24 protein-coding genes are annotated in these 25,087 nt (G+C 68.5%); 17 read left to right on the top strand and 7 right to left on the bottom strand.

Translation table 11 applies throughout. The features are described from left to right. Nucleotides 1-11 precede the first annotated feature (11 nt). The 8 genes from carA to metK all read left to right on the top strand — a co-directional run bounded on the left by carA (nt 12) and on the right by metK (nt 9,801). Nucleotides 12-1,136: a glutamine-hydrolyzing carbamoyl-phosphate synthase small subunit gene (gene carA, locus LMQ14_RS16500; RefSeq protein WP_267730628.1), complete on the top strand. Its 1,125-nt coding sequence runs from the start codon at nt 12-14 to the stop codon at nt 1,134-1,136. Continuing rightward, on the top strand, nt 1,136-4,501 hold the full coding sequence (gene carB / locus LMQ14_RS16495) for a carbamoyl-phosphate synthase large subunit (RefSeq protein WP_267730627.1): 3,366 nt from the start codon (nt 1,136-1,138) through the stop codon (nt 4,499-4,501). The genes carA and carB overlap by 1 nt, the downstream gene beginning before the upstream one ends. Next, nucleotides 4,498-5,325 carry an orotidine-5'-phosphate decarboxylase gene (gene pyrF / locus LMQ14_RS16490; protein WP_267730626.1) on the top strand — a complete coding sequence of 276 codons (828 nt, stop codon included), beginning with the start codon at nt 4,498-4,500 and terminating at the stop codon, nt 5,323-5,325. The genes carB and pyrF overlap by 4 nt, the downstream gene beginning before the upstream one ends. 454 nt (nt 5,326-5,779) lie before the next feature. Next, nucleotides 5,780-6,097, top strand: a complete 318-nt coding sequence (mihF, locus tag LMQ14_RS16485; protein ID WP_077090846.1) for an integration host factor, actinobacterial type — start codon at nt 5,780-5,782, stop codon at nt 6,095-6,097. 58 nt (nt 6,098-6,155) lie between these two features. Continuing rightward, nucleotides 6,156-6,782, top strand: coding sequence for a guanylate kinase (gene gmk / locus LMQ14_RS16480; protein WP_267730625.1), 627 nt, complete (start codon nt 6,156-6,158; stop codon nt 6,780-6,782). Nucleotides 6,783-6,867: 85 nt separating this feature from the next. Beyond that, on the top strand, nt 6,868-7,191 hold the full coding sequence (gene rpoZ / locus LMQ14_RS16475) for a DNA-directed RNA polymerase subunit omega (protein WP_267730624.1): 324 nt from the start codon (nt 6,868-6,870) through the stop codon (nt 7,189-7,191). 53 nt (nt 7,192-7,244) lie between these two features. Continuing rightward, nucleotides 7,245-8,495, top strand: coding sequence for a bifunctional phosphopantothenoylcysteine decarboxylase/phosphopantothenate--cysteine ligase CoaBC (gene coaBC / locus LMQ14_RS16470; RefSeq protein WP_267730623.1), 1,251 nt, complete (start codon nt 7,245-7,247; stop codon nt 8,493-8,495). 94 nt (nt 8,496-8,589) lie between these two features. Then, nucleotides 8,590-9,801, top strand: coding sequence for a methionine adenosyltransferase (gene metK / locus LMQ14_RS16465; RefSeq protein ID WP_267730622.1), 1,212 nt, complete (start codon nt 8,590-8,592; stop codon nt 9,799-9,801). On the opposite strand, the gene LMQ14_RS16460 is transcribed toward metK, so the two are convergent. The 3 genes from LMQ14_RS16460 to LMQ14_RS16450 are packed head-to-tail and all read right to left on the bottom strand — an operon-like array spanning nt 9,798 to nt 12,318. After that, on the bottom strand, nt 9,798-10,361 hold the full coding sequence (locus LMQ14_RS16460; protein ID WP_267730621.1) for a pyridoxamine 5'-phosphate oxidase family protein: 564 nt from the start codon (nt 10,359-10,361) through the stop codon (nt 9,798-9,800). The two genes, metK and LMQ14_RS16460, sit on opposite strands and share 4 nt — an antisense overlap. A gap of 9 nt (nt 10,362-10,370) precedes the next feature. Further along, on the bottom strand, nt 10,371-11,336 hold the full coding sequence (locus LMQ14_RS16455; protein ID WP_267730620.1) for an alpha/beta hydrolase: 966 nt from the start codon (nt 11,334-11,336) through the stop codon (nt 10,371-10,373). A 22-nt stretch (nt 11,337-11,358) separates the two neighbouring features. Further along, the gene (locus tag LMQ14_RS16450; RefSeq protein WP_267730619.1) at nt 11,359-12,318 is read right to left on the bottom strand and encodes an alpha/beta hydrolase; all 960 of its coding nucleotides are present in this window, start codon (nt 12,316-12,318) and stop codon (nt 11,359-11,361) included. On the opposite strand from LMQ14_RS16450, the gene LMQ14_RS16445 reads away from it, so the two are divergent. Continuing rightward, the gene (locus LMQ14_RS16445; protein ID WP_267730618.1) at nt 12,317-13,057 is read left to right on the top strand and encodes a lysoplasmalogenase; all 741 of its coding nucleotides are present in this window, start codon (nt 12,317-12,319) and stop codon (nt 13,055-13,057) included. The two genes, LMQ14_RS16450 and LMQ14_RS16445, sit on opposite strands and share 2 nt — an antisense overlap. A gap of 134 nt (nt 13,058-13,191) precedes the next feature. Further along, entirely contained in the window at nt 13,192-15,147 is a 1,956-nt protein-coding gene (locus LMQ14_RS16440; RefSeq protein WP_267735555.1) for a primosomal protein N', read from the top strand. Between the two features lie 43 nt (nt 15,148-15,190). Here LMQ14_RS16440 and LMQ14_RS16435 read toward each other — a convergent pair whose 3' ends face one another. Beyond that, complete coding sequence (locus tag LMQ14_RS16435) at nt 15,191-15,844, bottom strand: hypothetical protein (RefSeq protein WP_267730617.1); 654 nt, start codon at nt 15,842-15,844, stop codon at nt 15,191-15,193. 269 nt (nt 15,845-16,113) lie between these two features. Between LMQ14_RS16435 and LMQ14_RS16430 the strand changes: the two genes are divergently transcribed. Then, complete coding sequence (locus tag LMQ14_RS16430; protein ID WP_267730616.1) at nt 16,114-16,596, top strand: MarR family winged helix-turn-helix transcriptional regulator; 483 nt, start codon at nt 16,114-16,116, stop codon at nt 16,594-16,596. Nucleotides 16,597-16,603: 7 nt separating this feature from the next. Here LMQ14_RS16430 and LMQ14_RS16425 read toward each other — a convergent pair whose 3' ends face one another. After that, a complete protein-coding gene (locus LMQ14_RS16425) occupies nt 16,604-17,422 on the bottom strand; it encodes a class I SAM-dependent methyltransferase (protein WP_267730615.1) in 819 nt (272 codons plus the stop codon). Between the two features lie 166 nt (nt 17,423-17,588). Between LMQ14_RS16425 and fmt the strand changes: the two genes are divergently transcribed. Genes fmt through ribD form a run of 4 tightly spaced genes read left to right on the top strand, consistent with a single transcriptional unit; the run spans nt 17,589 to nt 21,669 of the window. Beyond that, nucleotides 17,589-18,521: a methionyl-tRNA formyltransferase gene (gene fmt / locus LMQ14_RS16420; RefSeq protein WP_267730614.1), complete on the top strand. Its 933-nt coding sequence runs from the start codon at nt 17,589-17,591 to the stop codon at nt 18,519-18,521. Further along, on the top strand, nt 18,518-19,918 hold the full coding sequence (locus LMQ14_RS16415) for an RsmB/NOP family class I SAM-dependent RNA methyltransferase (RefSeq protein WP_267730613.1): 1,401 nt from the start codon (nt 18,518-18,520) through the stop codon (nt 19,916-19,918). The genes fmt and LMQ14_RS16415 overlap by 4 nt, the downstream gene beginning before the upstream one ends. A 30-nt stretch (nt 19,919-19,948) precedes the next feature. Then, nucleotides 19,949-20,647, top strand: coding sequence for a ribulose-phosphate 3-epimerase (gene rpe / locus LMQ14_RS16410; RefSeq protein WP_267735554.1), 699 nt, complete (start codon nt 19,949-19,951; stop codon nt 20,645-20,647). Between the two features lie 32 nt (nt 20,648-20,679). Further along, nucleotides 20,680-21,669 carry a bifunctional diaminohydroxyphosphoribosylaminopyrimidine deaminase/5-amino-6-(5-phosphoribosylamino)uracil reductase RibD gene (ribD, locus tag LMQ14_RS16405; RefSeq protein ID WP_420714526.1) on the top strand — a complete coding sequence of 330 codons (990 nt, stop codon included), beginning with the start codon at nt 20,680-20,682 and terminating at the stop codon, nt 21,667-21,669. A gap of 8 nt (nt 21,670-21,677) precedes the next feature. Here the strand turns inward: ribD and LMQ14_RS16400 are convergent, their stop codons facing one another. Then, nucleotides 21,678-23,225, bottom strand: coding sequence for an MFS transporter (locus LMQ14_RS16400; protein WP_267735553.1), 1,548 nt, complete (start codon nt 23,223-23,225; stop codon nt 21,678-21,680). 5 nt (nt 23,226-23,230) lie between these two features. Further along, entirely contained in the window at nt 23,231-23,935 is a 705-nt protein-coding gene (locus LMQ14_RS16395; protein ID WP_267730611.1) for an LppX_LprAFG lipoprotein, read from the bottom strand. A gap of 131 nt (nt 23,936-24,066) precedes the next feature. Between LMQ14_RS16395 and LMQ14_RS16390 the strand changes: the two genes are divergently transcribed. Both LMQ14_RS16390 and LMQ14_RS16385 read left to right on the top strand, forming a co-directional pair. Next, entirely contained in the window at nt 24,067-24,675 is a 609-nt protein-coding gene (locus tag LMQ14_RS16390) for a riboflavin synthase (protein WP_267730610.1), read from the top strand. Beyond that, nucleotides 24,672-24,947, top strand: coding sequence for a hypothetical protein (locus LMQ14_RS16385; protein ID WP_267730609.1), 276 nt, complete (start codon nt 24,672-24,674; stop codon nt 24,945-24,947). Before LMQ14_RS16390 ends, LMQ14_RS16385 begins: the two co-directional genes overlap by 4 nt. Nucleotides 24,948-25,087: the final 140 nt, after the last annotated feature.

Genomic DNA, 25,087 nt, shown 5'->3' with positions numbered 1-25,087 from the left:
GAGCGGCGCCCGTGACTAAAGCAGCCCAACTGGTACTTGAAGACGGGCGCGTCTTCACCGGGACGCCGTTCGGCACGATCGGCCAGACCCTCGGGGAGGCCGTCTTCTCCACGGGCATGTCGGGTTACCAGGAGACGCTGACCGATCCCAGCTATCACCGCCAGATCGTGGTGGCCACCGCACCGCAGATCGGCAACACCGGCTGGAACGGCGAGGACGCCGAAAGCCGGGGCGACAAAATCTGGGTCGCCGGTTACGCGGTGCGCGACCCGTCGCCGCGCGCCTCGAACTGGCGTGCCACGTCGACGCTGGAGGACGAGCTGATCCGCCAGCACATCGTCGGGATCGCCGGCATCGACACCCGCGCCGTGGTGCGGCATCTGCGCAGCCGCGGCTCGATGAAGGCCGGGGTGTTCTCCGGCGCGGCGCTGGCCGAGCCGGACGAGCTGTTGGACCGGGTGCGCGACCAGCAGTCGATGCTCGGTGCTGACCTCGCCCGCGAGGTCAGCACCCCGGGCACATATATCGTGGAACCCGAAGGGCCGCAGCGATTTACGGTCGCAGCCCTGGATTTGGGAATCAAGACCAACACGCCGCGCAACTTCGCTCGGCGCGGAATCCGCAGCCACGTGCTGCCGGCGTCGGCCACCTTCGAGCAGATCGCCGACATCAAGCCGGACGGGGTGTTCTTATCCAACGGGCCCGGCGACCCGGCCACCGCGGACCACATCGTCGCGCTCACCTGTGAGGTGCTCAACGCCGGAATCCCGTTGTTCGGCATCTGTTTCGGCAATCAGATCCTGGGCCGGGCGCTCGGCCTGTCCACCTACAAGATGGTCTTCGGTCACCGGGGGATCAACATCCCGGTCATCGACCATGCCACCGGGCGGGTCGCGGTGACCGCGCAGAACCACGGCTTCGCGCTGGAAGGTGAGGCCGGCCAGCAGTTCGACACGCCGTTCGGCCAAGGGATCGTCAGCCACACCTGCGCCAACGACGGAGTAGTCGAGGGTGTCAAACTGCTTGATGGACGGGCATTTTCGGTGCAATACCATCCGGAGGCCGCCGCCGGCCCACACGATGCGGAGTACCTGTTCGACCAATTCGCCGACCTGATGGCAAGGGAGTCACGCTAGTGCCGCGCCGCACCGACCTGCGTCATGTCCTGGTGATCGGTTCCGGGCCGATCGTCATCGGTCAAGCCTGCGAATTCGACTACTCCGGCACCCAGGCCTGCCGGGTGCTGCGCGCCGAGGGTCTGCAGGTCAGCCTGGTCAACTCCAACCCGGCCACGATCATGACCGACCCGGAGTACGCCGACCACACCTACGTCGAGCCCATCACGCCGGCCTTCGTGGAGAAGGTGATCGCCCAGCAGGCCGAGCGCGGCAACAAGATCGACGCCCTGCTGGCGACGCTGGGCGGGCAGACCGCGCTCAACACCGCGGTCGCGCTGTACGAGAACGGCGCCCTGGAGCGCTACGGCGTCGAGCTGATCGGCGCGGACTTCGACGCCATCCAGCGCGGCGAGGACCGGCAGATGTTCAAGGACATCGTCGCCAAGGTCGGCGGTGAATCCGCACGCAGCCGAGTCTGTTTCACGATGGACGAGGTCCGCGAAACGGTCGAGGACCTCGGTCTGCCCGTCGTGGTGCGGCCTAGCTTCACGATGGGCGGGCTGGGCTCGGGGATGGCGAACTCCGCCGAGGAGGTCGACCGGATGGCCGGCGCCGGGCTGGCGGAATCGCCCAGCGCCAACGTGCTGATCGAGGAATCGATCTACGGCTGGAAGGAATTCGAGCTCGAGCTGATGCGCGACGGCCACGACAACGTCGTGGTGGTCTGCTCGATCGAGAACGTCGACCCGATGGGCGTGCACACCGGTGACTCGGTCACGGTCGCGCCGGCGATGACGCTGACCGACCGGGAATACCAGCGGATGCGCGATCTGGGCATCGCGATCCTGCGCGAGGTCGGCGTCGACACCGGCGGCTGCAACATCCAGTTCGCGATCGATCCGAAAGACGGCCGGCTGATCGTCATCGAGATGAATCCGCGGGTATCCCGTTCCAGCGCACTGGCTTCCAAGGCCACCGGCTTTCCGATCGCCAAGATCGCCGCCAAACTGGCCATCGGCTACACGCTCGACGAGATCGTCAACGACATCACCAAGGAAACCCCGGCCTGCTTCGAGCCCACCCTGGACTATGTCGTGGTCAAGGCGCCGCGGTTCGCATTCGAGAAGTTCCCCGGGGCCGACCCCACCCTGACCACCACGATGAAATCCGTCGGCGAGGCAATGTCGCTGGGCCGCAACTTCGTCGAGGCGCTCGGCAAGGTGATGCGCTCGCTGGAGACCGACCGGGCCGGCTTCTGGACGGGCCCCGACCCCGACGGTGACGTCGAGGAAGTGTTGACCCGGCTGCTGACTCCGACCGAAGGCCGGCTGTACGACATCGAGCTGGCGTTGCGGCTGGGCGCCTCGGTGGAGCGGGTCGCGGAAGCCAGCGGCGTCGACCCGTGGTTCGTCGCGCAGATCGGCGAGTTGGTGGCGCTGCGCGACGAGCTGACCGCCGCCCCGGTGCTGGACGCCGATCTGCTGCGGCACGGTAAGCACAGCGGACTGTCCGATCGCCAGATCGCTGCGCTGCGACCGGAATTGGCCGGCGAGGCCGGGGTGCGCTCGCTGCGGGAACGCCTCGGCATCCACCCCGTGTTCAAGACCGTCGACACCTGCGCCGCGGAATTCGAGGCCAAGACGCCCTATCACTACAGCAGCTACGAACTCGACCCCGCCGCCGAGACCGAGGTCGCACCGCAGGCCGAAAAGCCCAAGGTGTTGATCCTGGGGTCGGGGCCGAACCGGATCGGGCAGGGGATCGAATTCGACTACAGCTGCGTGCATGCGGCAACCACGCTGAGCCAGGCCGGCTTTGAAACCGTGATGGTCAACTGCAACCCGGAGACGGTGTCGACCGACTACGACACCGCCGACCGGCTCTACTTCGAACCGCTGACCTTCGAGGACGTCCTCGAGGTGTTCCGCGCCGAAGCGGAGTCGGGCAGCGGCGGCCCGGGAGTGGTCGGCGTCATCGTGCAACTCGGCGGCCAGACACCGCTTGGGCTGGCCCAGCGGCTCGCCGACGCCGGCGTTCCGATCGTCGGCACCCCGCCGGAGGCCATCGACCTGGCCGAGGACCGCGGTGCCTTCGGCGACGTGCTGGGTGCGGCGGGGCTGCCGGCGCCGAAGTACGGCACCGCAACGACTTTCGCGCAGGCGCGCCGAATCGCCGACGAGATCGGCTACCCGGTACTGGTGCGTCCGTCCTACGTGCTGGGCGGGCGGGGCATGGAGATCGTCTATGACGAGGAGACGCTGAAGAGCTACATCACCCGTGCCACCCAGCTGTCGCCCGAGCACCCGGTGCTCGTCGACCGGTTCCTCGAGGACGCGGTCGAAATCGACGTCGACGCACTGTGTGACGGCGCCGAGGTCTACATCGGCGGGGTTATGGAGCACATCGAGGAGGCCGGCATTCACTCCGGGGACTCGGCCTGCGCGCTGCCCCCGGTGACGCTGGGCCGCAGCGACATCGAGAAGGTCCGCCGGGCGACGGAGGCCATCGCGCACGGCATCGGTGTGGTGGGGCTGCTCAACGTGCAGTACGCCCTGAAAGACGACGTGCTCTATGTCCTTGAGGCCAACCCGCGGGCCAGCCGTACCGTGCCGTTCGTTTCCAAGGCCACCGCGATCCCACTGGCCAAAGCGTGTGCCCGGATCATGTTGGGCACCACCATCTCCCAGCTTCGTGACGAAGGCATGCTGGTGCCGACCGGCGACGGCGCCCACGCGGCCCTGGACGCCCCGATCGCGGTGAAGGAAGCGGTGTTGCCCTTCCACCGGTTCCGGCGTGCCGACGGATCGGGCATCGATTCGTTGCTGGGCCCGGAGATGAAATCGACCGGTGAGGTGATGGGGATCGACCGGGACTTCGGCACTGCCTTCGCCAAAAGCCAGACCGCGGCCTACGGTTCGTTGCCGGCCCAGGGCACCGTGTTCGTCTCGGTCGCCAACCGCGACAAGCGCTCATTGGTGTTCCCCGTCAAGCGGCTGGCCGACCTGGGTTTCCGGGTGCTGGCCACCGAAGGCACCGCGGAGATGTTGCGCCGCAACGGAATTCCCTGCGACGAGGTGCGCAAGCACTTCGAGCCACCGGAGCCCGGGCGGCCCGCGTTGTCGGCGGTCGACGCGATCAAGGCGGGTGAGGTCGACATGGTGATCAACACGCCCTACGGGAACTCCGGTCCACGCATCGACGGCTACGAAATCCGTTCCGTCGCGGTGTCGGTCAACATCCCCTGCGTGACAACCGTGCAGGGCGCATCGGCCGCCGTGCAGGGCATCGAGGCCGGCATCCGCGGGGACATCGGGGTGCGGTCGCTGCAGGAGCTGCACAGCGTGATCGGACGCCGGGGCCCGGCCGAAAGGGACGCTCGATGACCGGGTTCGGCGTCCGGCTGGCCGAGGCGAAGGCGAATCGCGGGCCGTTGTGTCTGGGCATCGACCCGCACCCCGAGCTGCTGCGGGCGTGGGACCTGCCGGCCAGCGCCGACGGCGTGGCCAAGTTCTGCGACATCTGTGTGGAGGCCTTTTCCGGCTTCGCCGTCGTCAAGCCCCAGGTGGCGTTCTTCGAGTCCTACGGCTCCGCCGGCTACGCGGTGCTGGAACGCACGATCGCCGCGCTGCGCGCGGCCGGGGTGCTGGTGCTGGCCGACGCCAAGCGCGGGGACATCGGGACGACGATGTCGGCCTACGCCGCGGCCTGGGCCGGCGATTCGCCGCTGGCCGCCGACGCCGTCACCGCCTCGCCCTATCTGGGGTTCGGCTCGTTGCGCCCGCTGCTGGAGGCCGCCGCCGCCCACGATCGGGGGGTGTTCGTGGTGGCGGCCAGCTCCAACCCGGAGGGCGCGACCGTGCAGCGTGCCGCCTTCGACGGCCGCACGGTGGCCCAGCTGGTCATCGACCAGGCGGCGGTGGTCAACCGGTCGTCGACTCCGAATGAGCCGGGATACGTCGGCGTGGTCGTGGGTGCGACGGTCTTCGAGGCGCCCGACGTCAGCGCGCTGGGCGGGCCGGTGCTGGTTCCGGGCGTCGGCGTGCAGGGCGGGCGTCCTGAGGCCCTGGCGGGCCTGGGTGGGGCCGTTCCGGGCCAATTGCTGCCCGCGGTGGCCCGCGAGGTGCTGCGGGCCGGACCGAGCGTGTCGGATCTGCGGGCCGCGGGCGAACAAATGCTGGACTCCGTCGCCTATCTCGGTGTGCAATAGCCGGGATTTCGGGGCTCCGGTTAACAGCATCGGAATCTTTCCCTACCGGCTTGCACCCGGCGACCAGGTGTTTGTCCGCGCCGCGACACGCGCGACACGCCATGGCAAATCGTGATCCCCCGCACGAGGCCCTGCGGCTATCAGTCGGCACCCTTCGCGACGGCTCCTCAACTCACCTCCAGCGATCCGCCGTCAACTCCTAAAACCGCAGGTAGAGAGCGTGATCAGGATCCATGGCGCGAGCACGCGGCCGCCGCCCAAGGGCCCGATCCAGGCGCTGCCAGCGATGCCGAAGCATGCCGCTGACAGCACGAGTAGGCGCGGCGCACGCTGGGCATTTAACCTCTTAACCAGGGGGTCGGGTTAGATTTCGTCAGGAAGCGTGAGTACGGTCGTCTCCGCTGGGCCCAAGTACCCGGCAGAGACACGAGATGGATCTAGATACGGAGGAATCGTGGCCCTTCCCCAGTTGACCGACGAGCAGCGCGCGGCCGCGTTGGAGAAGGCGGCTGCCGCACGTCGAGCACGAGCAGAGCTGAAAGACCGGCTCAAGCGTGGTGGCACCAACCTGACCCAGGTGCTCAAGGACGCAGAGAGTGATGAAGTCCTGGGCAAGATGAAGGTTTCTGCGCTGCTGGAGGCGTTGCCGAAGGTGGGCAAGGTCAAGGCGCAGGAAATCATGACCGAGCTCGAGATCGCTCCGACCCGCCGCCTGCGCGGTCTCGGCGATCGCCAGCGCAAGGCACTGCTGGAAAAGTTCGGCACCGCCTAACCCGACCTGCGGCGATGCAGGCCGATTGGCCTGTGGGTGCCCCGACTCAGGGGCGCCGGTGACCGTCGACGAGGGACCGGACGCCGAGCACCGCGCACGTCCTGAGCCATCAGGCGACGGGCGTGTGGTGGTGCTGTCCGGTCCCTCAGCGGTCGGCAAGTCAACAGTGGTTCGGCGTCTGCGCGAGCAGGTACCGAACCTGCATTTCAGTGTCTCGGCCACGACGCGGGCGCCGCGGCCGGGCGAGGTCGACGGCGTCGACTACCACTTCGTCAGTCCCGACCGCTTTCAGCAACTCATCGACGAGGGTGCCCTGCTGGAGTGGGCCGAAATCCACGGTGGACTGCAGCGATCCGGCACCCCGGCCGGGCCGGTCCGGGCCGCGACCGCCGCGGGATTTCCGGTGCTCATCGAGGTGGATCTGGCCGGAGCCCGGGCGATCAAAAGGGCGATGCCGGAAGCCATCACCGTGTTCCTGGCCCCGCCCAGCTGGGCGGATTTGCAGGCCAGGCTCGTTGGGCGTGGCACCGAAACGCCGGAGGCCATGGCGCGCCGCCTGGAGACCGCGCGGGAGGAACTGGCGGCCCAAGACGACTTCGACCAGGTCGTCGTCAACAGGCAATTGGAGTCTGCGTGCGCGGAATTGGTATCCTTGCTGGTGGGAAACGCGTCTGGTACGGCCTGAGCCGACTCGTCAGACGCGATCAAGAATCAAGTTTCTAGCCGTTTCAACCGCTCTTGAACAGACCAAGCGCCAGGAGAAAGTCTTAGTGAGTATTCCGCAGTCCGACGCGTCGCTGACCGCCGTGGATCAATTCGATCCTTCCGCGGGCGGTCCGCGCGCCTACGACACCCCATTGGGCATCACCAACCCGCCCATCGACGAATTGCTGGACCGCGTCTCGAGCAAGTACGCGCTGGTGATCTACGCCGCCAAGCGAGCTCGGCAAATCAACGATTACTACAACCAGCTCGGCGAGGGCATCCTCGAGTACGTCGGCCCGCTGGTCGAGCCCGGGTTGCAGGAAAAGCCGCTCTCGATCGCGATGCGTGAGATCCACGCCGACCTGCTCGAGCACACCGAGGGCGAGTAAACGGGACGGGGCCGGACGTGCAGAGCCGCTTCAACGAAGAAGGGCCGGCGTAGGTGGATCGCAAGCGGATCGTCGTCGGTGTCTCCGGTGGTATCGCCGCGTACAAGGCGTGCACCGTCGTTCGGCAGCTCGCCGAGGCGGGCCATGAGGTCCGCGTCATCCCGACCGAATCCGCCCTGCGCTTCGTCGGCGCCGCCACATTCGAGGCCCTGTCCGGGCAGCCGGTGCACACCGGTGTCTTCACCGACGTTCCCGAGGTGCCGCATGTCCGGCTCGGCCAGCAGGCCGACCTGGTCGTGGTGGCACCGGCCACCGCCGACCTGTTGGCCCGTGCGGTGCACGGCCGGGCCGACGATCTGCTGACCGCGACGCTGCTCACGGCGCGATGTCCGGTGCTGTTCGCCCCCGCGATGCACACCGAGATGTGGTTACACCCGGCCACGGTCGACAATGTGGCGACATTGCGCCGTCGGGGCGCTGTTGTGCTGGAACCGGCATTTGGACGGCTCACCGGCGCGGACAGCGGCAAAGGAAGGCTGCCCGAGGCCGAAGAGATCACCACGCTGGCCCAGCTGCTGCTGGAGCGCGGCGACGCGCTGCCCTTCGACCTGGCCGGCCGCAAGCTTCTGGTGACCGCCGGCGGCACCCGCGAGCCGATCGATCCGGTCCGCTTCATCGGTAACCGCAGCTCCGGCAAGCAGGGCTACGCGGTCGCACGGGTCGCCGCCCAGCGCGGCGCCGAGGTCACGCTGATCGCCGGCCACACCGTCGGGCTGATCGATCCGGCCGGTGTCGAAGTGGTGCACATCAGCACGGCCCAGCAGCTCGCCGACGCGGTCTCCAAGCACGCTCCGGCCGCCGACGTCCTGGTGATGGCGGCCGCGGTCGCCGACTTCCGGCCCGCGCACGTTGCCGCCGCGAAGATCAAAAAAGGCCCGAACGATCAGGACGACGCGCCGACCATCGAGTTGGTGCGCAACGACGACGTGCTGGCCGGCGCGGTCCGCGCGCGAGCGCACGGGGAGCTGCCCAACATGCGGGCCATCGTCGGTTTCGCCGCCGAGACCGGCGACGCCAACGGCGATGTGTTGTTCCACGCCCGAGCGAAGTTGCGCCGCAAGGGATGTGACCTGTTGGTGGTCAACGCGGTTGGCGACGGCAGGGCGTTCGAGGTGGACAGCAACGACGGCTGGCTGCTGGCGTCCGACGGCACCGAGGCCGCGCTGCAGCACGGGTCGAAGACGTTGATGGCCAGTCGAATCGTTGACGCGATCGTCACTTTTCTGCAGGGCGAAGACGGGTAACACCAGGTTGCAATCGCCCGCCGGAGCCGGTTGAGTTGAAAGTGCCTAAGATAATTTGCCTAACTAACATTAGTCAGTACGGAAGGATGACGCAGTGAGCGAAAAGGGTCGGCTGTTTACCAGTGAGTCGGTGACCGAAGGGCATCCAGACAAGATCTGTGACGCGATCAGCGACTCGGTGCTCGACTCGCTGCTGGCGGTAGACCCGCGCTCGCGGGTGGCCGTCGAGACGGCCGTAACCACCGGTCAGGTGCACGTCATCGGCGAGGTGACGACGACCGCGAAGGAGGCATTCGCCGACATCGCCAACACGGTGCGCGAGCGCATCCTCGAGATCGGCTACGACTCCTCGGACAAGGGCTTCGACGGGGAGACCTGCGGCGTCAACATCGGCATCGGCCGGCAGTCGCCCGACATCGCCCAGGGCGTCGACACCGCCCACGAGACGCGTGTCGAGGGCGCTGCCGACCCACTGGACTCCCAGGGCGCCGGCGACCAGGGCCTGATGTTCGGCTACGCGATCAGCGACACCCCGGAGTTGATGCCGCTGCCCATCGCGCTGGCCCACCGGCTGTCGCGGCGGCTGACCGAGGTCCGCAAGAACGGCACGCTGCCCTACCTGCGGCCGGACGGCAAGACCCAGGTCACCATCGCCTACGAGGACGACGTCCCGGTCCGGCTGGACACCGTGGTGATCTCCACCCAGCACTCGGCCGACATCGACCTGGTGCAGACGCTGGACCCCGACCTGCGCGAGCACGTGATCAAGACCGTGCTGGCAGACCTCGCCCACGAGACGCTGGACTCGTCGTCGACCCGGGTGCTGATCAACCCGACCGGCAAGTTCGTCGTCGGCGGCCCGATGGGTGACGCGGGCCTGACCGGCCGCAAGATCATCGTCGACACCTACGGCGGCTGGGCCCGCCACGGCGGCGGCGCGTTCTCCGGCAAGGACCCGTCCAAGGTGGACCGGTCGGCGGCGTACGCGATGCGCTGGGTGGCCAAGAACATCGTTGCTGCCGGGCTGGCGGAACGGGTCGAGGTGCAGGTGGCCTACGCGATCGGCAAGGCCGCCCCGGTCGGGCTGTTCATCGAGACGTTCGGCACCGCGACCGTCGACCCGGTCAAGATCGAGAAGATCGTGCCCGAGGTGTTCGACCTGCGGCCCGGAGCGATCGTCCGCGACCTGGACCTGTTGCGTCCGATCTACGCGCCGACCGCGGCGTACGGCCACTTCGGCCGCACCGACATCGAGCTGCCGTGGGAGCAGCTGAACAAGGTCGACGACCTCAAGCGCGCGATCTAGCCGAGCAGCGGATGGTCGGGTTCCAACCCGGGCAGCCCGTCGATGCTGCGCTGGTTGCGTTCGATGCCGTGCACGCGGGTTTCGTTGGACGCCTTCGCGTGATACGTGTCGAGCACCGGCCGTTCGTCGACGAGTTCGTAGTACGGCACCGCGAATCCGCAGGCGTCGGCGATCCGCTCGACGTCGATGACGATGGCGGCCCGCACGCCGGCATGCTGATCGCCGAAATGGGTTAGCAGGGCTGGGAATTCGGCGTCGTCGGGCCGGACCGGGCGTCCGGTCCCGTACAACCGCAGGATGCGCGAGTTGCGGGCGAACGAACAGAACATCAGCGTGATCCGCCCGTTGTCACGCAGGTGTGCGATGGTTTCCACACCGCTGCCGAACAGGTCGAGATAGGCGACGGTGTGATCGTCGAGCACCGCAAAGGTATCGCGATACCCCTTGGGGGAGAGGTTGATTCGGCCGCCTTCGGAGGGGGCGGTGGCGACGAAGAACATGGCCTGGCCGTCGATGAATTCGCGCAGCGACTCGTCGAGACGCGAAAACTCCTTGCTCATGGCTGGAGCTTAGGGGTGCAACGCCTTCCGCAGTGCCCGAAGCCCGCGTTCGGTCGCCTCCGCGGCGGCCGGGATCACCATGGCGAAGCTGGCGTAGCCGTGCACCATGGTGGGCTCGTTGCTCAATTCGACAGGCACACCCGCGGCGTTGAGCAGCTCCGCGTACCGCGCCCCGTCGTCACGCAGCGGATCGTGTTCGGCCGTCCCGATGTAGGCGGGCGGCAAACCCGACAGGTCGGCGGCATTGGCCGGGGCCAGCGTGACGGGCAACACCGTGGGATCGCCGTCGATGTCGACGTCGGGCAGATACCAGGCCAGGAACGCCTCGATGACTTCACGGTCCAGCACTGGTGCGACGGCGTTCTCGGTGTGCGAGGGCAGCGACAGGTCCGCCGTGGCGACCGGATACCACAGCAACTGGAACGTCAGGTCCGGGCCGCCGTGGTCGCGGGCCAGCAGGGCGGTGACCGCCGCGAGGTTCCCGCCGGCGGAGTCACCCGCGACGGCGATCCGGCTCGGGTCACCGCCCAGTTCGGCGGCGTGCTCGCCGACCCACTGCAACGCGGCCCAGCTGTCGTTCACGCCGGCCGGAAACGGGTGTTCGGGGGCGAGCCGGTAGTCGACTGACACCACGATGGCCTCGGCCCCGATCGCGTGCGCACGGGCGACGGGGTCGTGGGTCTCCAGATCGCCCAGGCAGAAGCCGCCGCCGTGGTAGAAGACGACGACGGGCGGGGGAGCCTCGGTGTCCGGCGGCCAGTAGACCCGGATCGGGATGTCGCTGAGGTCCCCGTGGCTGATCGTGCGGTCTTCGATGCGCAGCTGCGGCAGCATTTCCTCCGGCACCTTGAGCTGGCGCAGTCGGGTGCGGGCAAGCTCCACGCCGTCGTCCGCGTTGAACGTCATCGTGAAGGCGTCGAGCAACGCCTTCAGCGTCGGGTCGATTTCAGGTCGGGCGAGGGGCGGCTCGATCATTCGTCCACCGTACCCCTGCCGTTTACCTGGATAGCGCATTCCGGAGTGCCGCGAGCCCCCGGTCCGACCCGGCCGTGGCGGCCGGAACCACGCCGGCATAGCCGAGATAGCCGTGCACCATCGTCTCGGCGTTGTGCACCTCGGCGGGCACGCCCGCGGCGGCCAGCAGCTTGCCGTACGTGATGCCGTCGTCGCGCAGTGGGTCGTAACCGGCGACGCCGATGTAGGCCGCCGGCAGGCCGGCCAAGTTCTTCGCCCGCCCCGGCGCCATTCGCACCGGCGGGTTAGACAAGTCGACATCGCCTGCGTACCAACGGGAGAACTGCGCGATGGCCCTGGTGTCGAGAATCGGCGCGGTGGCGTTCTCGGCGAAGGAGGGCAGCGACTGGTCCCAGAGCACGGAGGGATACCACAACAGCTGGAAGACGATCGGCGGTCCGCCCTCGTCGCGGCTCTGCTGAGCGACCGCCGCGGCGATGTTGCCCCCCGCCGAATCACCGGCGACGGCAAGCCGAGCCGGGTCGGCGCCCAGCTCGTCGCCGTGCTCGACGACCCACAACGTTGCGGCCCAAGCGTCTTCGACGGCAGCGGGATACGGGTGCTCGGGAGCCAACCGGTAATCGACGGACACCACGATCGCGTCGGCACCCACCGCGTGCTGGCGGGCGGTGCCGTCGTGGGTGTCAAGGTCGCCGATCACGAAACCGCCGCCGTGCAAGTAGACAACGACGGGCAGCGTGCTGTCATCGGAATCTGTTGGCGGCCAATAGATCCTGATGGCTATCGCACCACCCGGGCCCTCGATGGTGCGGTCCTCGACGCGCAGCTCGGGATGCACCGGCCGCCGCGGCAGATCGCGGAACCGCTGGCGCGCAGCGTCGATGCCGTCGTCGGTGGATAGCCGGAACGGAACCGCGTCGAGTACCTTCAGCAGAATGGGGTCGATAGGAGGTTTCTCGTCGGCTTTGTCAAAGCTGGGCATGGGGGTACCGTACGCACCCCGCGTGATGGCCGGCTGCTGGGTGGCAGCGGGCTGGGCGGGCATCGCCTACGGCGTCTACCTCACCGTGATCGCCGTGCAATCCCCGCCGGGAACCGAGCTCACCGGACATTGGATCCTGCAGCCGCCGTTCAAGGCATTGATGGCCTTGCTGCTGACCGTTGCCGCGTTCGCGCATCCCATCGTCAGCGAGCGGCGCTGGCTGATGCCCGCGCTGCTGCTGTCGGCCACCGGCGACTGGCTGCTGGCGATCCCGTGGTGGACGATGTCATTTGTCTTGGGGCTGGCGGCATTTCTGTGCGCGCACCTGTGCTTCATCGGCGCGATGCTGCCGCTGGTCGTCAAGGAGGCGCTGTCGCCTACTCGCGTCGCCGTCATGGTGGCGCTGTGCGTGGCCGCGATCGGGTTGCTGGTGTGGTTCTGGCCGCACCTGGGTCAGGACAACTTGACGTTCCCGGTGACGGTCTACGTCGTCGTGCTCACCGCGATGGCGTGCACGGCGCTGGCGGCGCGGATGCCGACGATCTGGGTACCGGTGGGCGCGGTGTGCTTCATGACATCGGACGCGATGATCGCGATCAGCCGATTCATCCTGGGGCATGAGGCGCTGGCGGTGCCGATCTGGTGGTTGTACGCCGCCGCGATGATCCTGATCACGGCTGGGTTCTTCTTCGGTCGAGACGCCGCCGACGACGATGACCCCCGGCCCGTCGAAGGCTAACTGTCGGTGGTCACCGCTACGGTGTGGCCACGGACGGTAACAATGTTGGCTGACAACACCTTTGGTGATTCGAGGGTGCGGTGAGTACCGTGCGCACGCCCGTCGAGGTGGAACCGATCGCCCGGGTGCTGCCGATGCTGTCGGTGCCGCACCTGGATCGTGAGTTCGACTATCTGGTGTCGGCCGAGCAATCCGACGACGCCCAGCCGGGGGTGCGAGTGCGGGTCCGGTTCCACGGCCGGCTTGTCGATGCGTTTGTGCTGGAGCGCCGCAACGACACCGACCATGTCGGCAAGCTGGGCTGGCTCGATCGCGTCGTCTCCGCCGAACCGGTGCTCACCCCGGAAATCCGCCGGCTCGTCGATGCCGTCGCGGCGCGTTACGCGGGGACCCGCCCGGACGTGTTGCGGCTGGCCGTCCCGGCCCGGCACGCCCGGGTGGAGCGGGAACCCACGGCGATCCCGCCGCCGCCGGCCCCCGCGCCCGTCGACCCGTCCTGCTGGGAGGTGTACGGCCGCGGCGAGCAGTTCCTGTGCGCGCTGGCCGAATCGCGCGCCGCGCGGGCCGTGTGGCAGGCGCTGCCGGGCGAACAGTGGGCGGACCGGTTCGCCGAGGCCGCGGCGCAAACCGTGCGCGCCGGGCGTGCGGCGCTGGCGATCGTGCCCGATCAGCGGGATCTGGACGCGCTGTGGCTGGCCGCGACCGCCCGGATCGGCGAGGACAGCGTGGTCGCGCTGTCCGCCGGTCTGGGACCGGCCGCACGCTACCGGCGCTGGCTGGCGGCGCTCCGGGGCCACGCGCGGCTGGTGATCGGCACGCGCAGCGCGGTTTTCGCACCGCTGAACGACCTGGGACTGGTCATGGTCTGGTCCGACGCCGACGACAGCCTGGCCGAGCCTCGGGCGCCCTACCCGCATGCCCGAGAGGTAGCGATGCTGCGCGCGCACCAGGCGCGCTGCGCCGCGCTGATCGGTGGCTACTCCCGCACCGCCGAGGCCCACGCCCTGGTGCGCAGCGGCTGGGCCCACGACATCGTCGCGACGCGGCCGGTGGTGCGGGCCCGCACGCCGCGGGTGGTCGCCCTCGACGACACCGGCTACGCCGACGAACGCGACCCGGCGGCGCGCTCCGCGCGGCTTCCGTCGATCGCGCTGCGGGCCGCCCGCTCGTCGTTGGAGGCCGGGGCGCCGGTGCTGGTCCAGGTGCCGCGCCGCGGCTATGTGCCGTCGCTGGCCTGCGGGCGGTGCCGCGCGATCGCTCGGTGCCGGCATTGCACCGGGCCAATGTCGTTGCAGGAGCGCGGACCCGGGGCGGTGTGCCGGTGGTGCGGACGGTCCGAGCCGGCGCTGCGTTGCACGCGGTGCGGGTCGGATGCGGTACGAGCGGTGGTCGTCGGGGCCCGGCGCACCGCCGAGGAGCTGGGCCGCGCCTTCGCCGGCACGCAGGTCATCACCTCGTCGGGTGATGCGATCGTGGCCGAGGTCGCCGCCCACCCGGCCCTGGTGGTCGCCACGCCGGGCGCCGAACCCCGCGCGGACGGCGGGTATGGCGCGGCGCTGCTGCTGGACACCTGGGCACTGCTGGGCCGGCAGGATCTGCGGGCCGCCGAGGACGCGCTGTGGCGCTGGATGACCGCCGCGGCGCTGGTGCGGGCCCGCGGCGACGGCGGCGTGGTGACGGTGATCGCCGAATCATCAATTCCCACAGTGCAATCGCTGATCCGATGGGATCCGGTGGGCCACGCCGAGGCCGAGCTGGCGGCGCGAAGCGAGGTCGGGCTGCCGCCCAGTGTGCACATGGCAGCCATCGACGGCAGCGCCGATGCGGTGACGGCATTGCTCGACGAGGCGGCGCTGCCCGACCTCGAAACTATCCAAGCCGAGTTGCTCGGCCCGGTCGATCTGCCGCCGGGCGTGCGCCGGCCGCCCGGAACCCCGTCCGGCGTGCCGGTGATCAGGATGCTGGTGCGGGTCCGCCGCGAGCAGGGCCTGGCGCTGGCCTCGAGCCTGCGCCGCGGTGTCGGTGTGCTCAGCGCGCGGCAAGCTCACGAACCGGTGCGGGTGCAGATCGACCCCCTGCAAATCGGTTAGATTCGCCTTGCCGCGCTCCAGTTCTGTTGCGCGGCTGTGCTTTTCATCTGCCGGCTGGCCAGGTCCAGGTCGTGTTCCCCGCGATGACGAACTTGGAGCCGCCCATATCCTTGCATTGGATCTGCAGAGTCTTGCGATACGGATGGTCGCAGAACACCGAAAGGAGTTCGGCCTGCTTCTGCTTATCGGAGGCGGGGACATTGATGGTCGTACCCGGCGCGTCGGCCAGGGCTCGGACGTTGTTGCCGCTGGTGACACCGCATGCGGCAATCCGGGTGTCGCCGGGAATGCAGACCAGATGGACATACGGCACCATAGAATCCAGATCTTCGAGGAGCGTCGAGACCTGCCACGTCTGCGTGCCCCCCTGCTGGGCCGGCTGGCTGCCCGCGAAGCTGGTGATCACTCCTTGGCCTATCGCGATCGTTATTTGGAAGTTCTGGCCCAGCGGAATGACCTTGGTCTGCGGGAGCTTGTCCGCCGGCACCTTGTTGTAGTCCCTGGCGTTCTCGTAGCCGGTGACATTGAGCGCGGTGCTGGTCAAATTCCAGATGTCGTAGGTCTGCGACCTGTTGTCGGCCGCGGCCACCGCCGGAAGCGCGACGACCGTCCCCGAGAGTGCCAACCCGACCGCTGCGGCGAAGGCGGCCGTCTTCCCTAGGCCGAATCGCCGCAGTGCTGTGGTCGCAATTCTCATAGTGAAGGCCCTTTCGGTTGCGACGTGTCTCTTCTCGCGCCGTTTGCCGAAGACCTTATAACCGTGTGAGCCAATACGTCTCAGCAACCGACTCGGCATTTCGCCAGCCGGTGCGGATCGACCTGCTGCACATCGGCTAGCCACCGCGTTGGGTAGGCCGGACAGCAATATTCCCGTCTGCCGAGCGAATCGCCTACCGTAGCGATAGTATTCATGAGCAATAGTCCCTTCCTACGACATTCGTAGGGGCCCTGGAAAGGGGAGCCAGGATGTCCATGGAAAACACGCTGGAAGCCAGCGAGTCGCTGGATGCCATCACCGATGCGTTGCTCACCGCTTCGCGGTTGCTGGTCAGCCTTTCGGCCCGGTCGATCGGACAGGTCGACGAGAACATCACCATCGCGCAGTTCCGCACCCTGGTGATCCTGTCCAACCGGGGGCCGGTCAACCTGGCCACGCTGGCCGGCCTGCTGGGGGTGCAGCCGTCGGCCACCGGACGCATGGTCGACCGGCTCGTCGCCGCCGGGCTGATCGACCGGCTGCCGCACCCGACTTCCCGGCGGGAGCTGATCGCCGCCCTGACCAAGCGGGGCCGCGAGGTGGTGCGGCGGGTCACCGCCCATCGGCGCGCCGAAATCGCCGCCATCGTGGAGAAGATGCCAGTGGCCGAGCGGCACGGGCTGGTACGGGCCCTGACGGCCTTCACCGCCGCCGGCGGGGAGCCCGACGCCACCCTCGACATCGATCTGTAACTGGGCCTCAGCGCTTTTCGGCGGTGAGCAGCAGGTATTCCCACCGCATCGTGGTGCCGGTCAGGTATTCCTCGGCGAGCTCGATGAGCTGCGCGTCGAGCTCGGCGGCCAGTACCCGATTGTGGCCGATGTTTGCGTAGGCCTCGATCGTCGGGCCGTAGTGAATCTTGAAGTATTCGTGAACGGCTGTGGCACAGTCGAATCGGTTGACCTCCAACATGCCGCGCGCCGTGGCGATACGACCGATTCGATCGCCCAGCAGCCCGGCGACGTAGCTTTCACGTCCCCACAGCGCCGCCGGTGGTACGGCCGGTGAGAGGCTGGGCCGGTACGGCCTGATCGTCGCCAGCATCCGGCCGAAGAAACCTTCCGGGGTCCAGCTGATCACGCCGATCGTCCCGCCGGGCCGGCAGACCCGGGCCAGTTCGTCGGCGGCGCGCCGATGGTCGGGCGCGAACTGCACGCCGATCGCGGACATCACGACGCCGAATTCACCGTCGCCGAACGGCAGCGCGTGCGCATTGGCTTCCCGGTAGTCCAGCGTCAGTCCCTGCGCCGCGGCCCGCGCGCGGGACCGCGCTAGTAGCTCCGGTGTGAGGTCCGTAGACACCACTGTGGCGCCCGCTTGGGCGGCGGGCAGCGAGATATTGCCGGAGCCGGCGGCGACGTCGAGTACTCGGACGCCAGGGCCAAGGCCGGTGGCAGCGACCAGAATCGGGCCCAGGGGGGCCATCACCTCCTCGGCCATCAACGCGTAGTCGCCCAACGCCCACATCGCGCGATGGGTGGCCGCAAGGTCTTCGGGGATGGTCACGTCGAGAGTCATCAGTCCTCCTGCTGTCGGAAAAGGGCTGCACACCCGACCTCGTCGTCGCCAGCGGCACAGTGGCCACGATAATCTGTCCACTAGAAATAGTATGCATACGCAACTGTATGTCTGCTGTGAATGCACTCGCGCCGTGGATCCGGATCCGGCTCCATAGACTGTCCCGGTGCGTCTCGTCTTCGCCGGCACCCCCGAACCCGCGCTACCCGCGTTGCGTCGCCTCATCGACTCGCCCGGTCACGAGGTCGTCGCGGTGCTGACCCGGCCCGATGCCGCGTCCGGGCGCCACGGCAAGCCGGAGCCGTCACCGGTGGCCCGCGAGGCACTGGACCGCGGTATTCCGTTGTTGCGGCCCTCGCGCCCGAACTCCGCAGAGTTCGTCGCCGAACTGTCGGAGTTTGCGCCGGAGTGCTGCCCGGTGGTGGCCTACGGCGCGCTGCTGCGCGACGGCCTGCTCGCGGTGCCCCCGCGTGGCTGGGTCAACCTGCACTTCTCGCTGCTGCCGGCCTGGCGCGGGGCGGCGCCCGTCCAGGCCGCCATCGCCGCGGGGGACGCGATCACCGGAGCGACGACGTTTCAGATCGAGCCCAGCCTGGACTCGGGACCGGTCTACGGCGTCGTGACCGAGACGATCCAGCCGACGGATACCACGGGCGATCTGCTTGAGCGACTTGCTATTTCGGGTGCAGCGCTGCTTTCGGTCACACTGGACGGTATTGCCGACGGGACACTGACGCCGCGACCGCAACCGTCCGAGGGCGTCAGCATCGCGCCGAAGATCACGGTCGAGGAGGCCCGGGTGCGCTGGGATCTGCCGGCGGCGGTGGTCGAGAGGCGGATCCGCGCCGTCACGCCCAACCCGGGGGCCTGGACGATGATCGATGATCTGCGGATCAAACTGGGACCGGTGCAGATCGACACGGATGCTCCAGAGTCGTTGCCGCCCGGCGCAATTCACGTGGATCGCAAGAACGTGCGGGTCGGCACCGGCTCGGAACCGGTGCGGCTGGGCCAGATTCAGCCGCCCGGCAAGAAACTCATGAACGCCGTCGACTGGGCGCGCGGCGCCCGGCTCGATGCCGCCGCGCGGGCGTCATGAGCCCGGCACCGAGACAGCGCCGGCCGGCTCCGCCGCCCAAGCGGCGCAAGCCGCTGGATCCGGCCCGGGCCGCCACCCTCCAGGTGCTCCGGGCCGTCAGCGAGCGAGACGCCTACGCGAACCTGGCCCTGCCCGCGCTGCTGCGCGATCGGGGCATCACCGGACGCGACGCGGCGTTCGCCACCGAACTGACCTACGGCACCTGCCGCAGCCGCGGCCTGCTCGACGCGGTCATCGGGGCGGCGGCCGAACGCCCGCCGGAGGTGATCGACCCGGTGCTGCTCGATCTGCTGCGGATGGGCACCTACCAACTGCTGCGCACCCGGGTCGACGCGCACGCCGCGGTGTCGACCACCGTCGAACAGGCCGGGATCGAATTCGATACGGCGCGAGCCGGTTTCGTCAATGGCGTGCTGCGGACCATCTCCGGGCGCGATGAGAAGTCCTGGGTGGACGAACTGGCCCCCGACCCGGCGCGGGACCCGATCGGGCACGCCGCATTCGTGCACGCCCATCCGCGCTGGATCGCCCAGGCCTTCGCCGACGCGCTGGGTGCCGACGCCGGCGAACTCGACGCGGTGCTGGCCAGCGACGACGAACGGCCCCAGGTGCACCTGGCCGCGCGCCCGGGTGTGCTGACTGCGGGGGAGCTGGCCGAGGCCGTCGGTGGCACCGTCGGCCGCTACTCGCCGTACGCGGTGTACCTGCCGGGCGGTGACCCCGGAGCGCTGGCGCCGGTGCGCGACGCCCGGGCCCTGGTCCAGGACGAGGGCAGCCAGTTGGTGGCCCGCGCGCTGACGCTGGCGCCGGTCGACGGTGACACCGGCCGCTGGCTCGACCTGTGCGCCGGCCCGGGCGGTAAGACCGCGCTGCTGGCCGCGTTGGCCGTCGACAGCGGAGCTCGGGTCACCGCGGTCGAGCCATCGTCGGGACGCGCGGACCTGGTCGTCGAGAACACCCGCGGGCTCGACGTCGACGTGCAGCGGGTCGACGGGCGCGAGACCGGCCTCGAGCCGGATTTCGACCGGGTGCTCGTCGACGTGCCCTGCACCGGGCTGGGCGCGCTGCGCCGCCGGCCGGAGGCCCGTTGGCGCCGTCAGCCGTCCGACGTGCCGGCGCTGGCCAAGCTGCAACGCGAGCTGCTGGCCGCCGCGATCGCGCTGACCCGCCCCGGCGGGGTGGTGCTCTATTCGACCTGCTCGCCGCATCTCGCCGAGACAATAGGAGTGGTGGCCGACGCGCTGCGCCGTCATCCCGTGCAGGCGTTGGACACCCGGCCGTTGTTCGAGCCGGCCGAGCTCGGCCCATCTGCACAAGGCCCGTACGTGCAGCTGTGGCCGCACCGGCACGGCACCGATGCCATGTTCGCGGCGGCGCTAGTCCGTGTAGCGGAGTAGCGGGAGCGAGTGACTGCCGGGCTCAGTACGCTGTCGCACATGGCTGGCAGCTCCGGTGGACCCCTGATAGCCCCGTCGATCCTGGCCGCCGATTTCGCCCGGCTCGCCGACGAGGCGGCCGCCGTGACCGGCGCGGATTGGCTGCACGTCGACGTGATGGACGGCCACTTCGTGCCCAACCTGACGATCGGCCTGCCGGTGGTGGAGAGCCTGCTGGCCGTCACCAGCATTCCGATGGATTGCCACTTGATGATCGACAATCCGGACCGGTGGGCGCCGCCCTACGCCGAGGCGGGCGCCTACAACGTCACCTTTCACGCCGAGGCCACCGCGAACCCGATCGGGGTGGCCCGCGACATCCGGGCCGCCGGCGCCAAGGCCGGGATCAGCGTCAAGCCGGGGACCCCGCTGGAGCCGTATCTGGAAATCCTGCCGCAGTTCGACACCCTGCTGATCATGTCGGTCGAGCCCGGGTTCGGCGGCCAGAGCTTCATCCCCGAGGTGCTGAGCAAGGTTCGCACCGTGCGCAAGATGGTCGACGCGGGGGATTTGACGATCCTGGTCGAGATCGACGGCGGCATCAACGCGGACACCATCGAGGAGGCCGCCGAGGCCGGGGTCGACTGCTTCGTCGCCGGTTCCGCGGTCTACGGCGCGCAGGACCCCGAGGCCGCGATCGAGGCGCTGCGACGCCAGGCCGCCGCCGCGTCGCCGCATCTACGACAGTGAGCGCTCAGCCTGTCGAGAGCCTGGACGCCGCAATGCGTTTGGCTATCGATCAGTCGTATCTGGTCAAGGGCAGTACCTATCCGAACCCACCGGTGGGGGCAGTGATTCTGGATGCCGACGGCCGGGTTGTCGGCGTCGGTGGCACCGAGCCGGCCGGCGGCGACCACGCCGAGGTGCTGGCGCTGCGCCGAGCCGGCGGCCTGGCCGTCGGTGGCACCGCGGTGGTCACGCTGGAGCCGTGTAACCACTACGGCAAGACGCCGCCGTGCGTGAACGCGTTGATCGACGCCGGCGTGCGGACGGTCGTCTACGCCGTCACCGATCCGAACGAGATCGCGGCGGGCGGCGCGACCCGGTTGTCGGAAGCGGGCGTCGAAGTGACATCCGGCGTGCTGGCCGAGGAGGTCGCCGGCGGGCCGCTGCGCGAGTGGCTGCACAAGCAGCGGACCGGATTGCCACATGTGACATGGAAATACGCCAGCAGCCTGGACGGCCGCAGCGCCGCCGCCGACGGCACCAGCCGGTGGATCTCCAGCGAGGCGGCGCGTCTGGACCTGCACCGCCGCCGCGCCGCGGCCGACGCGATCATCGTCGGGACCGGCACCGTCCTGGCCGACGATCCGGCGCTCACCGCCCGGCTGCCCGACGGCTCGCTGGCGGACAAGCAACCGCTGCGCGTCGTGGTGGGCATGCGCGAAATACATTCCGAGGCAAAGGTTCTCAACGACGATTCGCGCACCATGGTGATTCGTACCCACGATCCCCTGGAGGTGCTCAAGGCGCTTTCGGACCGCACCGATGTCCTCTTGGAGGGCGGTCCCACCCTGGCCAGTGCCTTCCTGCGGGAAGAGGCGATCGACCGGATCCTGACCTACGTCGCGCCGATCCTGCTGGGCGGACCCGTCACCGCGGTCGGGGACGTCGGCGTGCCCACCATTGCGCGGGCGTTGCGGTGGCGCTTCGACGGCGCCGACCGGGTCGGCCCGGATCTGCTGCTCAGCCTGGTGCCGCAGCGCGGCTAACAGCGCAGCTAGCGCTCCCCGAGTGACACAGCTTCCTGCTCGGCGACTTCCGGCTCCTCGGCGTGTTCCTTGCGGCTGCCGAGCAGCAGACCCAGCAGCGCGCCCACCACGCAGATGACGACGGTGGCCGCGAAGATGTCGCCGTACATCAGGGCGAACGCCTTCAGGTACAGCGTGGCCTGGGCGGCGACGCGTTCCAGCAGCGTCGCGTCGGGCGAGATCTTCGCCGACAGCCCCGCGATGATCTGGTTGAACCGGTACAACCCCCAGGCGCTCAGCGCCGCGACGCCGATCAGCATGCCCGTCATCCGGGCCACCACCACCGCCGCCGACGCGATGCCGTGCTGCGCCGACGGAACAACCCGGAGCGCGGCCGAGGTCAGCGGCCCGATCACCAGGCCGAGTCCCAGACCGGCCACCAGCAGGTCGGTGTGGACCAGCGGCAGGCTCACCCCGAAGATGTCGTGGTGCTGGGTCATCACGTCCATCCGCCAGTAGTGGATCAGCCAGTAGCCGTAGGCCGCGATCAGCAGCCCGATGAACGTCATGGCACGGTCGCCGATCCGGGTGGCGATGAAACCGCCCAGCACCGCCCCGATCGGCAGTGCGATCAGGAACCACAGCAGCAAGCCGGCGGCCTGCGTCTGGGTCATCTGCAGCACGCCCTGGCCGAACAGCTCGACGTTGACCAGGGTCACCATCAGCGCCGCGCCCGCGGCCACCGATGCGCCCAGCGCGGCCAGGAACGGGCGGAAGTGCACCCCGGCGGGTTCGATGAGCCGGGTGCGGGAGAACCGCTCCCAGAGGATGAACGCCACGCCGACGACGACCGCCCCGATGACCAGCGGCAATCCGTAGCTGGGCAATATCGTCTTGCCGTCGGGCGCCGGGTTGTACAGCCCGATGACCGCCAGGCCCAGCGCGATGGCCAGCAGCACACCACCGACGACGTCGACCTTTTCCGGCTGCTCCGCGCGTTGATGGGACGGCAGGCTGAACTGGATGGCCACCATGGCGATCAGGGTCAGCGGCACGTTGATCCAGAACACGTACTGCCACTGGTGAAACACCCAGACGATGAAGATTCCGTAGAGCGGGCCGAGCACGCTGCCGAGCTCCTGCGCGGCACCGATGCCGCCCAGCACGCTGGCGCGATTGCGCTGCGCCCACAAATCGGCGCCCAGGGCCAGCGTGACCGGCAACAGCGCGCCGCTGGCGATGCCCTGGATGGTGCGGCCGGCGATCAGCAGGTGGAAGTCGCCCCAATGTCCGGCCAACGCCGTGACCACCGAGCCGACGATGAACAACGCCAGGCTGATCTGCAGCACCAGCTTGCGGCCGAAACGGTCGGAAGCCCGCCCCAGCAGCGGCATCGCGGCGATGTAGCCCAGCAGGTACATCGTGATGATCCAGGTGATGCGCTGCAATTGGTTGATCGGGATATGAACGTCGCTCATGATGTCGCGCATGATCGTGACGACGACATAGGCGTCCAGGGCGCCCAGCAGTACGGCGAGGCTGCCCGCGCTGATCGCGATTCCGCGTCCGGCTCGCATGCTCATCAGCTCACCGGAGGCTTGGTGACCGTGACCGGCTTGCCCCAGTCCGACACCGTGATCTGGACGGAATTGCCCTGGCTCTTCTGCAGGTTGGCCTGGACCAGCTGGTGGTCGCCGCTCTCCTGAATCCAGACGGTGGCCGGCAACGGCTGAGTCGCGCTCATGCTCGGGATGATCTTGTTCACCGCGTCCGCGGCGACATTTCCGCTGATCTTGATCGTGGTCTGGCCGTTGATCGTTTCGCGGTCCTCGGCCTTGGCGTTGGTGAAGTTCGCCAGCACGTTGGCCAGGCCGCTGTCCGGGCTGAGCAGCACCGAGACGTCGTAGACGTCGGAGGCCTTACCGAAATCACTCCACTTGTTCGGGGTCAGCGTGGCGTACAGCACCGAGTCGTAGACCACGAAGTTGGCGTCGATGTCGGAGCCCGCCATCGACAGCTGCGCATTGCCCGACGCGGCGGTGCTCGGGACGGTGGTCAGGTCGCCGGTCAGCTGCTTGATCGGCAGTCCGGGAATCTTGCCCTGCGTCGACAGCACCAGGTGCACGCTCTTGACGGTTTTGGTGACGTCGGCGGACTGCTTGACCAATGTTGTGGCGTCGGGCAACGGGCCACCACTCGGCTTCGAACCCGACGAGCAACCCGCGATCAGGGCGGTGGCAACAGTCAGGGAAGCGAGGACGGCCGTGAGACGGCGGCGTGTCTGCATACCGTGCATCGTAGAGGAGCGGGATGACCGGACTCCCGGACGCGGGGTCTCCTCGGGGCTGCGACGTGGGCGTTTCGCGTGTCGGTCGTGGGCGCTCACCAGGCAAAGCAGCGGCGAATTAGCCTGATGGAATGTTCACCGGAATTGTCGAGGAACTCGGCGAGGTCACCGGCCGCGACGTGCTCGCCGACGCCGCCCGCCTGACCATCCGCGGACCCGTCGTCACCGCCGACGCCGGCCACGGGGATTCGATCGCGGTCAACGGCGTGTGCCTGACGGTGGTCGAGCTGCTCGCCGATGGCCAATTCACCGCCGACGTGATGGCCGAGACCCTGGACCGGTCCAACCTGGGCGGGTTGCAGGTGGGCAAGCGGGTCAATCTGGAGCGTGCCGCCGCGGTCAACAGCCGGCTCGGCGGGCACATCGTGCAGGGGCACGTCGACGGCACCGGCCAGGTGGTGGCCCGCACTCCCTCGGAGCATTGGGAGGTGGTGCGCATCGAGATCCCCGCGGCGGTCGCTCGCTATGTCGTGGAGAAGGGGTCGATCACCGTCGACGGAATTTCGTTGACGGTGTCCGGGCTCGGCGCCGAACCGCGGGACTGGTTCGAGGTCTCGCTGATCCCGACCACCCGGGACCTGACCACCCTCGGTGCTGCTCCGGTCGGCACCCAGGTGAACCTCGAAGTCGACGTGATCGCGAAATATGTCGAGCGTCTGATGACCGCAAGAAACCAATGAGGGTCGTCGCCGCAATCGTCGCCGGCGCCCTGCTGTGGATCGCGTCGCTGTGCGGCGGTGGCACCGCTTATGCCAACGCGAATCAGGAACAAGAGGCGTGTCAGCTGATGGATGATCCCGCCGGACATGATTTGGGCTATCAGCCCGCCGAATATGCCTTCATGGTTTTGCGCGGCAAGATGACGGCCGGGGACGCCAGAAACGTGATCGCACTCGCAACACAGGACTTCTGCCCGAATCACGTAATCGACTTGCCGGCCAGCTGGCGTTAAGCAGCGAAACCTGTTCTGCCGCAAGAGAATAACTGACCTTAAGTAGGTGTGCGGGCGGCTACTAGGGGTGGGCAGGGCCGGTGCCCAAAGATTACATCTTGGTAACAATAGTCACGATCCCACTACACCATGGCGACACG

The sequence above is a fragment of the Mycobacterium sp. Aquia_213 genome (genome assembly GCF_026625985.1).
In the GTDB taxonomy this organism is placed as follows: Bacteria; Actinomycetota; Actinomycetes; order Mycobacteriales; family Mycobacteriaceae; genus Mycobacterium.
Note: the sequence above shows the minus strand (reverse complement) of the source record. Positions and strands in the feature narration are given on the sequence as shown.

Coding starts and splice junctions, on each gene's coding strand:
- pyrF (WP_267730626.1), top strand. CDS start 4,498: ATGACCGGGTTCGGCGTCCGGCTGGCCGAGGCGAAGGCGAATCGCGGG.
- LMQ14_RS16460 (WP_267730621.1), bottom strand. CDS start 10,361: ATGAGCAAGGAGTTTTCGCGTCTCGACGAGTCGCTGCGCGAATTCATC.
- LMQ14_RS16455 (WP_267730620.1), bottom strand. CDS start 11,336: ATGATCGAGCCGCCCCTCGCCCGACCTGAAATCGACCCGACGCTGAAG.
- LMQ14_RS16445 (WP_267730618.1), top strand. CDS start 12,317: ATGGGGGTACCGTACGCACCCCGCGTGATGGCCGGCTGCTGGGTGGCA.
- LMQ14_RS16450 (WP_267730619.1), bottom strand. CDS start 12,318: ATGCCCAGCTTTGACAAAGCCGACGAGAAACCTCCTATCGACCCCATT.
- LMQ14_RS16440 (WP_267735555.1), top strand. CDS start 13,192: ATGCTGTCGGTGCCGCACCTGGATCGTGAGTTCGACTATCTGGTGTCG.
- LMQ14_RS16435 (WP_267730617.1), bottom strand. CDS start 15,844: ATGAGAATTGCGACCACAGCACTGCGGCGATTCGGCCTAGGGAAGACG.
- LMQ14_RS16430 (WP_267730616.1), top strand. CDS start 16,114: ATGTCCATGGAAAACACGCTGGAAGCCAGCGAGTCGCTGGATGCCATC.
- LMQ14_RS16425 (WP_267730615.1), bottom strand. CDS start 17,422: ATGACTCTCGACGTGACCATCCCCGAAGACCTTGCGGCCACCCATCGC.
- LMQ14_RS16415 (WP_267730613.1), top strand. CDS start 18,518: ATGAGCCCGGCACCGAGACAGCGCCGGCCGGCTCCGCCGCCCAAGCGG.
- ribD (WP_420714526.1), top strand. CDS start 20,680: ATGCGTTTGGCTATCGATCAGTCGTATCTGGTCAAGGGCAGTACCTAT.
- LMQ14_RS16400 (WP_267735553.1), bottom strand. CDS start 23,225: ATGCGAGCCGGACGCGGAATCGCGATCAGCGCGGGCAGCCTCGCCGTA.
- LMQ14_RS16395 (WP_267730611.1), bottom strand. CDS start 23,935: ATGCAGACACGCCGCCGTCTCACGGCCGTCCTCGCTTCCCTGACTGTT.
- LMQ14_RS16390 (WP_267730610.1), top strand. CDS start 24,067: ATGTTCACCGGAATTGTCGAGGAACTCGGCGAGGTCACCGGCCGCGAC.
- LMQ14_RS16385 (WP_267730609.1), top strand. CDS start 24,672: ATGAGGGTCGTCGCCGCAATCGTCGCCGGCGCCCTGCTGTGGATCGCG.